The sequence below is a fragment of the Shewanella zhangzhouensis genome, assembly GCF_019457615.1.
Taxonomy (GTDB): Bacteria; Pseudomonadota; Gammaproteobacteria; order Enterobacterales; family Shewanellaceae; genus Shewanella; species Shewanella zhangzhouensis.
In genome coordinates, this window is sequence record NZ_CP080414.1 from 3,935,114 (window position 1) to 3,948,622 (window position 13,509).

11 protein-coding genes are annotated in these 13,509 nt (G+C 56.3%); 6 read left to right on the plus strand and 5 right to left on the minus strand.

Features of this window, described 5'->3' with window-relative positions; all coding sequences use genetic code 11:
• Positions 1-10 precede the first annotated feature (10 nt).
• Complete coding sequence (gene metB / locus K0H63_RS17340) at positions 11-1,171, minus strand: cystathionine gamma-synthase (RefSeq protein WP_220065757.1); 1,161 nt, start codon at positions 1,169-1,171, stop codon at positions 11-13.
• Positions 1,172-1,385: 214 nt separating this feature from the next.
• Here metB and metJ point away from each other — a divergent pair, with 214 nt between their 5' ends.
• Both metJ and K0H63_RS17350 read left to right on the plus strand, forming a co-directional pair.
• The gene (metJ, locus tag K0H63_RS17345) at positions 1,386-1,700 is read left to right on the plus strand and encodes a met regulon transcriptional regulator MetJ (protein WP_011761279.1); all 315 of its coding nucleotides are present in this window, start codon (positions 1,386-1,388) and stop codon (positions 1,698-1,700) included.
• Between the two features lie 64 nt (positions 1,701-1,764).
• Positions 1,765-2,502, plus strand: coding sequence for a sulfite exporter TauE/SafE family protein (locus K0H63_RS17350; protein ID WP_220067943.1), 738 nt, complete (start codon positions 1,765-1,767; stop codon positions 2,500-2,502).
• 18 nt (positions 2,503-2,520) lie between these two features.
• Here K0H63_RS17350 and K0H63_RS17355 read toward each other — a convergent pair whose 3' ends face one another.
• The 4 genes from K0H63_RS17355 to phsA form a co-directional block, all read right to left on the minus strand.
• Positions 2,521-3,714, minus strand: coding sequence for a conjugal transfer protein TraF (locus K0H63_RS17355; RefSeq protein WP_220065758.1), 1,194 nt, complete (start codon positions 3,712-3,714; stop codon positions 2,521-2,523).
• Between the two features lie 138 nt (positions 3,715-3,852).
• Positions 3,853-4,827, minus strand: coding sequence for an NrfD/PsrC family molybdoenzyme membrane anchor subunit (gene nrfD, locus K0H63_RS17360; protein WP_220065759.1), 975 nt, complete (start codon positions 4,825-4,827; stop codon positions 3,853-3,855).
• Positions 4,828-4,829: 2 nt separating this feature from the next.
• Positions 4,830-5,396, minus strand: a complete 567-nt coding sequence (locus tag K0H63_RS17365; protein WP_126169350.1) for a 4Fe-4S dicluster domain-containing protein — start codon at positions 5,394-5,396, stop codon at positions 4,830-4,832.
• A gap of 13 nt (positions 5,397-5,409) precedes the next feature.
• Positions 5,410-7,692 (minus strand): thiosulfate reductase PhsA, encoded by a 2,283-nt coding sequence (gene phsA / locus K0H63_RS17370; RefSeq protein ID WP_220065760.1) that lies wholly within the window; start codon positions 7,690-7,692, stop codon positions 5,410-5,412.
• Between the two features lie 624 nt (positions 7,693-8,316).
• Between phsA and K0H63_RS17375 the strand changes: the two genes are divergently transcribed.
• The 4 genes from K0H63_RS17375 to K0H63_RS17390 all read left to right on the plus strand — a co-directional run bounded on the left by K0H63_RS17375 (position 8,317) and on the right by K0H63_RS17390 (position 13,445).
• Complete coding sequence (locus K0H63_RS17375) at positions 8,317-8,646, plus strand: c-type cytochrome (protein ID WP_220067944.1); 330 nt, start codon at positions 8,317-8,319, stop codon at positions 8,644-8,646.
• Between the two features lie 137 nt (positions 8,647-8,783).
• Positions 8,784-10,523, plus strand: a complete 1,740-nt coding sequence (locus tag K0H63_RS17380; RefSeq protein ID WP_220065761.1) for a DUF3373 domain-containing protein — start codon at positions 8,784-8,786, stop codon at positions 10,521-10,523.
• A 40-nt stretch (positions 10,524-10,563) separates the two neighbouring features.
• The gene (locus K0H63_RS17385) at positions 10,564-11,979 is read left to right on the plus strand and encodes a tetrathionate reductase family octaheme c-type cytochrome (RefSeq protein WP_434086733.1); all 1,416 of its coding nucleotides are present in this window, start codon (positions 10,564-10,566) and stop codon (positions 11,977-11,979) included.
• A gap of 344 nt (positions 11,980-12,323) precedes the next feature.
• Positions 12,324-13,445, plus strand: a complete 1,122-nt coding sequence (locus K0H63_RS17390) for a putative sulfate/molybdate transporter (RefSeq protein ID WP_220065762.1) — start codon at positions 12,324-12,326, stop codon at positions 13,443-13,445.
• The last annotated feature ends 64 nt before the right edge of the window (positions 13,446-13,509 follow it).

Below are 13,509 nucleotides of genomic sequence, written 5' to 3' on the forward strand. Positions count from 1 at the left end.
TGACTCCTATTCAACAGGCTGCTACGGCAGCCAGGCCGGCTTGGATATCGGCCACTAAATCTTCTGCATCTTCAATCCCCACCGACAGGCGCAGCAGGGTGTCTTTTATTCCGGCCTCGGCGCGGGCTTCCGGCACCATGGCTCTGTGGGTCATAGTAGCGGGCACGGCAACCAGCGACTCAACGCCGCCCAGGCTTTCGGCCACACTGAAGTGCTGTAAGGCTTCGAGGAAAGCCACCACTTCTTTTTCGCCGCCCACCAGCTCAAAACTCAGCATAGCGCCAAAGCCTTTTTGTTGCCGTGCGGCTATCTCATGGCCAGGGTGGTCCGCAAGGCCCGGGTAATACACCTTGCTCACCTGGGGGCTGTTTTTCAGCACTTCCACTATGCGCTGGGCATTGGATTGATGCTCGCGCACCCGTACGCCCAGGGTACGGATACCACGCAGGGTGAGATAACTGTCAAAGGCACTGCCGGTAAGGCCCAGGGTGTTGGACCACCAGTGCAGGGTCTCGCCCAGTTCGGCATCTTTGGCAATCACGGCGCCGCCCACCACATCGCTGTGGCCATTGATGTACTTGGTAGTGGAGTGAATCACTATATCGGCGCCCAAAAGCAGTGGCTGCTGCAAAATGGGCGACAGGAAGGTGTTGTCCACCACCACCAGTGCACCAACTTTGTGGCTGGCAGCACTGATGGCCTGAATATCCACCACCCGCAGCAGCGGATTGGATGGGGTTTCGAGCCATACCATGCGCGGCTTTTGGGCAATCACGGCCGCCAGCGCAGCATCGTCGGTCTGGTCGACCACGGCCAGCTTAAAGGCCCCTTTTTTGGCAAGGTTGGTAAAGAGGCGATAGCTGCCACCGTAACAATCATGGGGCACGACCAGAAGATCGTCCGGCCCCAGAAGGCTGGTCACCAGGGTAATGGCGGCCATGCCGGTGCACGTTATAACGCCAGTCGCACCCTGTTCCAGCTCGGCCAACGCCTCGCCCAGAATACAGCGGGTTGGGTTACCGGAGCGGCTGTAGTCGAATTTGCGCGGATTCTTGTGGCCATCGAAGGAATAATTGGTCGATAAATAGATGGGAGGAACCACGGCACCGTGCTGGGTGTCGCTCTCTATGCCCTGACGCACCGCTATGGTGGCTGCTTTGCGCTGTGTCATTTTGTACTCCTCCGATGTTACTGCACGGAAATAAAGATGTCTGGATGGCTAAATTTACCTAAGCACCGGCAACAGGTCAATAGGCATCAAGACGTTTAGACGTCTAAACGTAAGAAAATCTGTTGATGTTTAGGGTGATTTCGCAGCAATAATTTGACTGTAGTTTGTAAGGGTTTAAAATCTCCTGCGAATTTTGGAATAAACAGGTGAGTCAATGACTGAGTGGAATGGCGATTACATCAGCCCCTATGCTGAGCACGGCAAAAAGAATGAGCAAGTGAAAAAGATCACCGTGTCTATTCCTTTAAAAGTGTTGAAGATCCTCACTGACGAACGTACCCGTCGCCAGGTGAACAACCTTCGTCACGCCACCAACAGTGAACTGCTGTGTGAAGCTTTTTTGCATGCTTACACCGGCCAGCCACTGCCAAACGACGATGATCTGTCCAAGGACAAACCCGACTCCATCCCATCAGAGGCGAAAAAACTGATGGATGAGATGGGCATCGAATGGGAAGACATGGAATAACTCTCCCAGCTGTATATCACAAGGACCCGAATGGGTCCTTGTGTCGTTTCTGGAGTCGCTTTTGATGTTTCCCGACCTCATCACCCTGGTCCTTGCCCTGCTGATTATCTTCAGTGGTGCCCTTATCCAAAGCCTGATTGGCTTTGGTCTTGCCGTGGTTGCCAGCCCACTGCTGTATCTGGTTGAACCCGAACTGGTGCCCGTGCCCGTTATTCTGATGGGCTTCTCCATTGCCCTACTCACTTTGCTCAGGGAACGCAGCGCTCTGGAGTTTGCCGGTCTGCAATATGCCCTGCTTGGACGCATTCCTGGGGGTATTCTGGGTGCCAGCCTGCTGCTGATGGCCCCACAATCCATACTGGGACTCGCCATTGCCGTGATTGTAGCGCTGGCCGTGATGCTGAGCCTGATGAAAATCAGCGCTCCCATCAATCGCCTGACCCTGTTTATCGCCGGCACTGTGTCCGGTGTCTTTGGCACCATAGCCGCCATTGGCGGCCCACCGATGGCGATTCTGCTGGCCGGTAAAGACCCCAATAAATTCCGCGCGGCCCTGTCGGCATTTTTTATCTTCAGCTCATTGATAGCCTTGAGTATCCTGGCCTTTGCCGGATTGGTTACTGTGGCGCAGCTCCAATGGTCAGTCATACTGTTACCCGCGGTATTTTGCGGCTACTGGGTGGCGGGTCGGCTCCTTGGGCGGGTCGATAAACAAAAAACCAGAGTCGCTACCCTGGTTCTTTGCTCAATCAGTGCACTGGTGCTGGCGACCAAGTCGCTTGTGGTATTGCTGGCCAGCTAATGCGGCGAAGGTGCTGCTTTAAAAGTGATAGGAGCTTTGCAGCACTGCGCCCAGGGTGTCGTTATCTCCCCACATACCGGCCAGATCCAGCTTGAATCCTGAACCTATCTGAAAGCCGGTACCAAACGAATAGAGATCGGCCGTCATATTATTGAGATCCTGACGGTAACCCACCCGCAGCGACAACCAGTCCAGTGCATGCCATTCAGCGCCCAAACGCCAATATTTGGTGCCCTCAAGACCCACAAATTTCTCGTTGTCCATCAAGTCCAGATCTGAACTCAGCTGCCAATTGCCGGTTTGAAACGCGGCGCCAAAGGTGACCATGGGCCCTGCCCTGTAGGTTGCACTGACCCCTTCTGACTCTATGGTATCCAGCTCACGCTCAATCAGGTTGCGGCCCACCAGCCCCAGGGTCAGTCCTTCCATCGGCATCAAGGCAATACCGGCATCCAGGTTAAAGCCCGTGTCATCGTTGCGATAGTCGTCGCTGTCGAAATCACCGGCATCGAAATTGTTGGCGCTGACGGCATAATTAAAACTGTCGAGCCGCTGCAGTTTGGGGGTCAGGCCCACGGTCACGGGCATATTGACTATGGATAACGGCAAGCTGACCGAAAGCGCCAGCTCAGACGAGGCACCAGCAATCACCCGTCCCTGGGAAGTTAAATCCTCCAGCGCAGGGGGTGCTTGTGGGTCCAGGGCTTCCAAAAGCTGGATGTCGGCATCGCTGATATCCGCCACGGCAATGCCATCGAGGTAACTGCGGTAATACACACCCCAGCTAATCCCTTTGGTGGGCATGGCAAAACTGAATCCTATGCCGGCAGAGGCATAAGCGGTATTGCCATCCAGCCCCCGTAAATCACCCAGCAGGGCTTGGCGAAAGCTGTCGATGGCATCCACATCCCCTCTGTCGATTGCCGCATCCAGGCCGTCATAATTATCTTCGAGGGTATCGAACTTGTCTGTCATATTATCCTGGTCAGAGACCTCGGCCCCAAGCACGGGAATAAGCAGCCCAAAGTCCCCTTCGGTGTAACCGGGCAAAGACAGGAGCGCCGGGTTCATCCAGGGGGCCGCCTCCAAACTGGCTGACGCCACACCCGTGCCGCCCAGGGCGTCACTTCGGGCTTCAAATACATCCTGGGCAGCAAAGCTGTACGGACAGAGTATCAGCCCCAACGAGGCGGCGATGAGTTTCATCTTCATCCTGTTCTCCCTGATTTTTCTGTTTTTGACCCGGCAACGATCTTTTAAAAGCTTAGTTCAGCGTGGAACAACGCGCTGAAATATCATCATAAAAAAAGCCCGCATTGGCGGGCTTTTTTGGTTAATCGATTCGAGCAATCAAGACAGATAAGATTGACCGGCGTAAAGGATGAAATGCCGCAGTGCAAGCACCCCAATCAGGCTGGCGCAGGCCGCAGTTACCATGGCGCTGCGACCATGTTTACCGCTGAGGCGCATCAGCAGCGGCACCCCAAAGCCGATAGCCACTACCCCAATCCAGAACACCGATGCCCAGAGTCCGCCAGAGAGGGATGCCAGGGCCGCCGCCGCTGCGCCACCTTTGAAATACAGCGCAGTAAACAGCATAAACAGGAACAGCATTTCCATGCCCATCACCGGCAGTTCAAAGGCGTGCTGCCGCTCAAGGTCGCCAGAGTGGTCACCCGAAGCCTGGCTGCCATGCTTATCGCCACCAAACATCAGTACTGCCAGTAAGCTGTTGGCCGCAGCTCCCGCCGATAAGCCAGACACCAAAAACAGCGCAGGCAGCACCGCGGTATTGAGCATAGGATAGGCATTCATCGCAGAAATCAGGAAACCGGTATAGGCCCCCACCACCAGCGACAGCACAAAGAGCGCACCTTCCAGCATGCCGCGAAGCTTGCCAAGGCTATCGGCAAGGCCACCGAGGAAGCCCAGACCACACTTTGGCAGCTCATCTTTGAGCACCACCAGCGCATAGGCAAAGGTCAGCGGAATGTAAACCAAAAGCGCTATCACCCCAATCGACATCACAGAGCTCAAGTTGTAGTTAATCAGGATCAGCCAGAAGTGGAACGGCTTGGTCAGGTCAAACACCAGACACAGCATCCCAAGGCAAATGGCGATTGGCGCAATCAAGGCAGCAGCCTTGAGCACGGCGCTTTCACCCAGGCTCAGGCCGCTGCCCTGGGTTTGGCCTCGATACCAGCGCAGACCAATCCCCATCAGCAAACTGCCCGCCGACAAACCGGCCATAAAGAGGTACACCGCAATCACCCAATGCCAGGTAATGCCGTCGTACTGACTCATATCACCCCAGATATTGTTCATAATCAGATACCTCCACGCTTGGCTGGAATACGGTACAGCCTGGGTTTGGTGCCAAGATGTGTCTTGTCCTGATAGCTCACCTTGGTGGCCAGCAGTTTGGACACCTCGCTGGCAGGGTCTGCGGCATCACCGAAACAGAGTGCATCTGTGGGGCACACTGTGACACAGGCGGGTTGTTCACCCCGGGCAAGACGGGTTTCCTTACAGAAGTTACACTTGTCCGCGACCCTGGTTTCAGGGTTCATAAAGCGCACCTTGTAGGGACAGGCGGCCACGCAGTACATGCAGCCCACGCACTTGTCGGCCTTGATAGACACAATGCCATCGTCGCCAACATAGGCGGCGCCGGTTGGGCACACCTTGACGCAGGGCGCATCCTCACACTGCTGGCACGACACCCGGTTGTACTTGAAGTGCAAATGGGGCGCCTCGCCAAAGGGGCCTTCGATGCGCACCTGCAAGCGGCTAACTCCATCGGGTACCTGATTGATGCTGCGGCAAGCCACGCTGCAAGCCTGACAGCCGATGCACTTGTTCTCGTCGTGCACCATTACGTATCTTTTGCTCATAGTCCGGGCCCCCTTATGCCTTTTCCAGGATCACACCCGTGGTGTGCACGTTCATGCCGCAGATAGGTGAAGTCACATTGGGCAGCAGGTTTCCACAGTGGATCCCCTTGCCGCTGGCGCGCACCAGCTCGCGGTTTTTCGAACCAAAGCCCATGTAAGCAAACACGGTATCCGGGCGGATGCCCTTGGTGACCAGCGCCTTGCCCTCTTCCACGCCCACGCTGGATTTAAGCCGGATAGCATCACCATCCTTGATACCCAGCGCCTCGGCGGTACTGGGGTGCACCCACACGGCGTTGTCCGACATCAGGTTGGCCAACATGGGAATGTTGTGGGTGGCGCCATTGGTGTGCACCGCCACCTTGCCCTGAATGAAGTAGAGCTCATTGGGCTGTTTTAAGGTCACGGGCCGGTATTTGATGCCGCCACGGCCCGGGGCCATGGCTTCCACCTTAGGACTCACCAGCTCAATCTTGCCGCTGGGGGTTTTGAACTTGAGCAGGCTGGCGTAGCTGCCGTCTTCATCCGCGGAATGGGCACCGGGATAGGCCGCCACAAAGTCCTGCACCATGGATTTTTCACGCAACATCAGCGGTTTGCCATAGCTGACAAAGCCCTTTTCCTTGATGTGATTCAAAAGCGCCACATCCTTGTTGGCCTGCAGCAGTTGCAGGGTTTCCATGGTCTCCCAGGGGTAGTACTTGTCCATGCCCATCTCAAGACCCAGCTCGCGGAAGATTTGCCAGGACGGCTTGGTGTCGCCAATCACGTCCACCACCCGCTGACGCACGTAGTAACCGGGGCTCTTGCCGGACTTGTCACTGATCTCTTCGTCACGCTCAAGGTAGGTAGACTCGGGCAAAATCAAATCGGCCCAGGCGGCGGTTTCGCTGATATACACATCCACCACGGCCACAAAATCGAGCTTTTTCAGCGACTCAACCACCTTGGCGCGGTCAGTCATGGTTTGCATCGGGTTGGTGCGGCACATCACCCAGCCACGCAGCTGATAGGGTTTGGCCTCCAGGGTTGCATCGATAACCGATTGATAAATACCGCCTTCACTCCACATCATTGCGTACTGCTCATCGACCTGATCGATACGCTTTGCCGTTGGCTTGGGCATGTCGGCCACGCCGGGTTTACCCAGCACTGGCGCTACGGCTTCACCGGCAAGCTTGTTGTAACCGCCCGCCTTCTGGCCAAAGTAGATACCGCCCTTGCGCTCAAAGTTGCCAATCAGCACGTTGGCCGCGTACAGGGCCCGGCGCATATCAAACTCTTCCGGGGTGAAGGTGGCGCGGTGGCCAAAGTCCACCACCGCATGGGGCGCTGCCTTGGCAAATTCGCGGGCAATACGGCGAATGTCTTTGGCGGGCACATCGGAAATGGTTTCTGCCCACTCGGGGGTATAGGCGCTGACTTCGGCGGCAAAGGCCTCGAAGCCTTCCACATAGCGCTCGATAAAGGCCTTGTCGTAGAGGTTTTCGCTAATCAGCACATGGCACAGCGCCAGCGCCACCGCCACATCAGAGCCAGGGCGAATGGCGTACCATTCATCGGCCTTGTCGGCCACGATGGAGAAGCGCGGCTCAAACACCACCAGCTTGGCGCGCTTGTCGGTTTGCGCCTTCATCATGGCACGGGTTTCGGACATATTGATGCCTTCGTAAAGGTTATGGCCGAAGTTGATGATGTATTTGGAATTGCCCAGATCCCGCTTCACCTTGCCACCGAACATGGCCTTGGCGGCCACCACATAGGCGCCGGGACAGGTAGATGCGTGGGTAAAGGTATTGGGGCTGCCAAAGGCCTTGGCGAAGTGAAACAGATGGCCCGACAGCGAGCCTGATTTGGACGAGAAGGCCACGGCTTCGGCGCCGTGTTCGCGGCGAATTTGCTCAAGCCGCTTTGCGAGGATGCCGTAGGCTTCGCTCCATTCAATCTCCTGCCACTTACCTTCACCGCGCTCGCCGACACGTTTCAGGGGTTTTACCAACCGCTGTGGGTCGTACAGCAAACTGTGGCCAGCACCACCACGGGCACACACCTTGCCGCCAAAGGATTTGGCTGCCGCGTTGCCTTCGATATACACGGCCTTGCCATCCAGCACCCGCGCCGAAATCGGGCAACGGGTGGAGCACATTTCACAAATACTCGGAATGGCTTTTTCGCTGCCACTGAGGGGGTGTGCCCCCATGGCCGCCAGCGTCCCCGGCAGCGCCGTAGCCAGGGCACACCCCGCCCCGGCCGCACCGGCACCTTTGAGAAAGTCGCGCCTGCAGAGCTCTATCATGGTTTCCTCCAAATGCCCAAAGGCAGAATGGGATTAGCGTTATCGTTCTTCTGTGGCGAATGACGGGCATTCACCGGCTAATGCCATTGTCTGCAGGGCGTGTGGGCGGGGGTATTGTGGAAAACCACATAGCGCGCCCCTTTGTGATGCAGGCAACACTAAAAGTCCGGGCTGCTGTCAACAGACACCCTGGTGAAATCGGGTTTGAAAGAAGACGGGATAGATTGACTCTCGTTTGAGGTGGACTCATTGAACCTGACAGCCCAACCTGAAGTACCCAAGAGGATCATCAAAGCAGTGAATTCGACGCCAAGCCCCCCCCCTAAAGAGGTAGTTAAGCGGAAAGCGATATTCAAAAACGTCACATAGATCACACACATTTAACCAGTGTTTCTGGCCAAAGATTAGTAAGGGATAAAATTTAAAAATATTACCTTTCAAAGCATTACAAAACATTCATTAGATTTTTTTCAATGAAATTTTTATCAATTAGATAAATTTCATGGATCTGATCCACTTCAAATTTCTCCTTATCGTCCTTTGTTAAATTTTAGCCAACAGGAAATGAGGGAGCCCGGCTCCCCGTTCAGGGAAGAAAACCAGCCAACCCGCGAAAGGAAGATGATGATGAAAACCACCCACTCCATTGGCCTCGGACTGCTCCTTGGCCTGATCCTCGGCAGCAGCGCTATGGCAGCCGATGGCGGTAATCCCAAGAAAGGCAAACACCTGTACAAAAAAGAATGCAAAGCCTGCCACAGCAAAGGTGACGCAGCCGGAGAACTCACCCCCATGAGCAAGACCATGGCCCAATGGGACAGATTCTTCGAAAAGGATATGCACAAGGGCAAACCCGAAGTATTCCAAAAGCTGTCTGAGCAGGAACTGAAAGACGTACAGCAGTTTCTCTATGACCACGCAGCCGATTCGGACCAACCGCAGACCTGCGGCTAACCCGGATAGGTTAAGTCTCGCCCGCCTATAACGGGCAAACACCAGAAAAATATTCCCGGGTTGCGGGACACATGGGGCAAGCCCCAGGGCCTGTTACAACCCAAATTCGACCGGCGTGACCGGTCAGGAGCGTGAGTATGCGTACCCTTATCTCTCTGGCAGTGGCAAGTGCACTGGGATTCACTCCCCTGCTGTTTACCCCTCAGTCGCTGGCTGCAGACAACACGGCAACAAGCGATCAGGCCAAAATCGAGCGGCTGCAACAAAAAATCGATGAGCTGTCGGAAGAACTGGCTGACCTCGATACCCGAGTCAATAAAACCGAGCGCCACACAGCGCTGGACCGAATTACTTTCAGCGGCGATTTTCGCACCAAGGTGCACTCGCTGCACTACCGGGATGTCACCTGGAACCCCGGCATCAAGATGAACTTTGATGACTTCGGCCGCCGCGCCATGACCGGTGAATACGGCGACCCCATGGATCCGACCTCGCCCCTTGGCAAAATGATGGCCGCCAATCCGGATATGGCCGCCGCCTTTATGGGTGGACAGCTCTCCGGTGTAATGCCCTGGGCCCTTGGCAGCACAAACACCTACGATATCGACAACGACCTTTTTTACACCACCCGTCTGCGCCTCGATATCAAGGCCAATGTGTGGGAGAACGTGAACTTTGCAGGCCGCCTGTCCATGTACAAAAACTGGGGCGACTCTACCGGTGTACAGGTATTTGATTCCTGGCGTTCTTTCTCCATGGACGGCACCAACTCCGGCAATACCAGCGGCGACTGGCTGCGGGTAGAGCGTGCGTATTTCGACTGGAAAAACATCGGTGGCAGCGAGTTCTATCTGTCTATCGGTCGCCGCCCGTCCACCTATGGCCCTCCTTCACATATCCGCGAAAACGAACAGCGCGGCGGCACTCCTTCCGGCCATCTGGTGCACTTTAACTTCGATGGTGCCACCCTGGGTTATAACCTGGGTGAAATCACCGGCATCGAAGGCCAGGTCGTACGCTTCTGCTACGGTCAGGGCTTTGAATCCCAATGGGGTAACGGTGAACTCTTTGGCAACCTGGTCACTGAAGACACCCACCTCGGCGGCTTCAACATTGACGTCATCAACGATGGTAACCACTTCGTGCAGCTGACCCTGTTCGGCGCCAAGGACATCAACGATGGCTTCAAGGGCTCCATGGCCTTCCCCAACGAACTGGCGGCGATTTTCGCCCCCACCATGTACCAGGACATGCAAAAGTTCGACAGCTTCAACTTTGTTACCCGGGTACAACCCAGCGGCGTGATTGGTGACATGTTCCTGGGCGGCCTCGGTTACGTGTATGAATCCGATGAGGATTTTAAAGCCTTCGCCTCTCTCGGCTGGACCCGCGCCGAGTCAAACGGCAATGCCGGCATGTTTGGTGGTCTGCTCACAGACGCGACCTTTACCGGCAAGGTCAGCGCCGATGGCAGCGAGCTGATGATGGTGCCTCTGGCCGCCGAGAGTGATGCCGCCCACGACGGCTACGGCGTTTATATCGGCATGCAAATGCCCGCCCCCTTCGGCAAGTTTGGCCTTGAGTATAACTACGGTTCCAAATACTGGAGTCCCTTCACACAGGCCCAGGACGACCCCATCGGCAGCAAGCTCGCCACCCGTGGCCATGTGGTCGAAGCCTACTACCTGTTCGAGGTCAATCCCCGGATGTTTATCAAGCTCGCGGGCCTTTACTACGACTACGAGTACACAGGCTCTGGCACCCCGGTTGGCGCACCTGTGAAGGTGGATGACGTAATGGCCGGCAGCGCCGTGTCCCTGCTGCCGGTGGTGGATACCGCCGTAGACCTCAACGCCTCACTCACAGTGAAGTTCTAACCTCATCAGGCCCCGGCACTGCCGGGGCAGGAGTTTGACCATGAGAACAGTTTTCTCCCAATGGGCCCTCGCCCCCCTGTCCGGCATGATGCTGCTGGGCAGCGGCATGGCAATGGCCGACAATCCCCACAAGGAAGCCATCGAAGGTCCCTTCGCCTCAGGCACCGAGGTCACCCAGCAGTGTCTGGCGTGCCATGAAGATGAGGCCCACGATTTTATGAAAACCTCCCACTGGAGCTGGAGCCTGACCCAGGAGCTGCCCGGCCGCACAGTGGAGCGGGGCAAGAAGAACGCCATCAATAACTTCTGTACCTCCATCGCCGGTAACGAGCCACGTTGCACCAGCTGCCACGCGGGTTACGGCTGGAAGGACAGCAGCTTTGATTTCTCCGATGCCGCCAAGGTGGACTGTTTGGTGTGTCACGACACCACGGGCACCTACATTAAAGATCCCGCAGGCGCAGGTGAGCCACTGGCCAAGGTGGATTTGGAAAAAGTGGCCAAAAACGTCGGCAAGCCGGTACGCGACAACTGCGGCAGCTGTCACTTCTACGGTGGCGGCGGTGATGCGGTGAAACACGGGGATCTGGACTCTTCCATGGCCTACCCCGACAAGGCCACCGATGTGCACATGGATGCAGATGGCAACGACTTCCAGTGTCAGGCATGCCACACCACTGAGTCCCACGCCATCAGCGGCAATGCCATGGGTGTGTCTCCCGGCGGTATCGACCATATTGGCTGTGAAAACTGCCACGAAAGCGCGCCGCACAAAAACAAGAAAATCAACGAACACACAGCCACCGTGGCCTGCCAGACCTGCCACATCCCCTTCTTCGCCCGTAACGAAGCCACCAAGATGAGCTGGGACTGGTCGACGGCGGGCCAGGACAGGGAAGAAACCCTGGACGAGTACGGCCGCAAGACCTTCCAGAAGAAGAAAGGCAGCTTCACCTGGGGCAAGATGGTTAAGCCCGCCTATGCCTGGTACAACGGCAAAGCCGGTGCCTATATGGCAGGCGACCCCATCAAGGCCGATGAAGTGACCCGCCTTTCCTATCCCCTGGGCGATATTCAGGATGCAGGCGCCAAAATCTACCCCTTCAAGGTGCACACAGGTAAGCAAATCTATGACAAGAAACACAATATTCTTGCCACTGCCAAAACCTACGGCGCCGGCGGCTACTGGACCGAGTTCGACTGGGATAAAGCGGCCAAACTGGGGATGGAAGCCAACCCGACGCTGAAGGCCAAGGGGATAACGTACAGCGGTGAATATGGTTTTGCGCCAACTGAAATGTGGTGGCGAATCAACCATATGGTGTCGAAGAAAGAGGAAGCTCTCAAGTGTAATGCCTGCCACAACGGCGGCGACCGCCTCGACTGGAAGGCCCTGGGGTACGAAGATGACCCGATGAAAAACAAACAGGGTCCAAGACACACCAAGAGCAAGTGACGCAATCGCTCACTGGCGCCTCAAGGGGCTGGGTAATCCGGCCCCTCACATGCTTCACCCTTGCGCCGGGGATAATCGGCGGCATCTTTGCAACAGATTCCAGGCATTCGCTCCTGCCTGAACCGGTTCTCTCTGAGTACCGGTTTTTTTATGGGACAAAGCCACCCCAGTGGACAGCCTCAAAAAGTCACAACAATCCGGGACTTGAAGATAATTAGGGTCAAGTTGTCCACCGCCATGGTGAATCCATGGAGTTTTTGAGACTCTGGCTACCTATAAAGGTTTATAAAGCTGGCATTACCCTTGCTGTATAAGGGGCAATAGTCACTCTTCAGGCAACCTGCATGCGCCCAATCCCCCCAATCAGGCTCACCGAATTTACCGGTGCTTTTGCCGATTTGGGTACTTTTCTGCCACTGGTTCTTGGCCTTATCGCGCTCAACCAATTTTCGCCTCAGGGAATTTTCCTCGGCTTTGGCCTGTTCGCCTGTGCCACGGCACTGTTTTATCGCCGCCCAATTCCGGTGCAGCCCATGAAGGTAATAGCGGCTCTCGTCATCGCCCAGCAGCTCACGCCGGGCATGATGCAAGCCAGCGCCATGCTGATGGGCGTCATACTCCTGGTGCTGGCGGCCTCCGGTGCCATCAGCTGGCTGGCACGGCAAATCTCCCAGGCTATCAGCGTCGGCATTCAGCTCGCTATCGGGCTGCAGTTGCTGTGGATGGGCCTTACGATGATGGCCGACGCCCCTGTGCTGGGCTTTGGTGCCTTTGCGCTGGTTTTTGTGTCCCGTTTCTTTCCCCTTAAATACCTCGCCATGCCGCTGATCATCCTGCTCGGCATGCTGTGGCAGTATCAAAGCGGCGCAGCAATGAGCCCAAGCTTTAACAACACCCCCTGGCATCTGGGCTGGCCCGATGCTTCCGACTGGAGTGCGGCCGCGACCCTGCTCGTGTTGCCTCAGCTGGCGCTGACCCTGACCAATGCTGTGATTGCCACCTCTGTGATGGCCAAAGACAAGTTTCCCGAGGATGCCAAGCGCTTCAGCCCCAAGGCGCTGGCCACCAGCTCAGGGCTGGCCAATCTGCTGTTAAGCCCCTTTGGTGGAGCCGCCATGTGCCACGGCGCAGGAGGTCTCGCGGTACAATATCACTTTGGTGCCAGGGCGCTGTGGGCGGGACTCATTTTCGGCGTCACTTGCCTGGCTATTGCTATCGGGTGGAATGAGCAGGTGGCTTGGCTATTGGGGCTTATCCCCATGGCCATTCTTGGAAGCCTGCTTTCCACCGCCGGGCTGCAACTGGCCTGGTCAAAGCGTTTTCTCGATGGCAAACCCTATTGCCTGTTCGTGATAGGCGCCACTGCCATCGTCAGTCTGGGGGTCAATGCCGCCGCCGGGTTAGCGGTGGGCATGCTGCTGGAACTGGGTCGCCGCCAGTGGCTCAATCAGGGGCAGCTTGACTAAGGCAGACAGCTCTTGCGAAGGACTAAGGCCATTCGCTGCGTTCTGTGCCCTGCATCTATCCGTT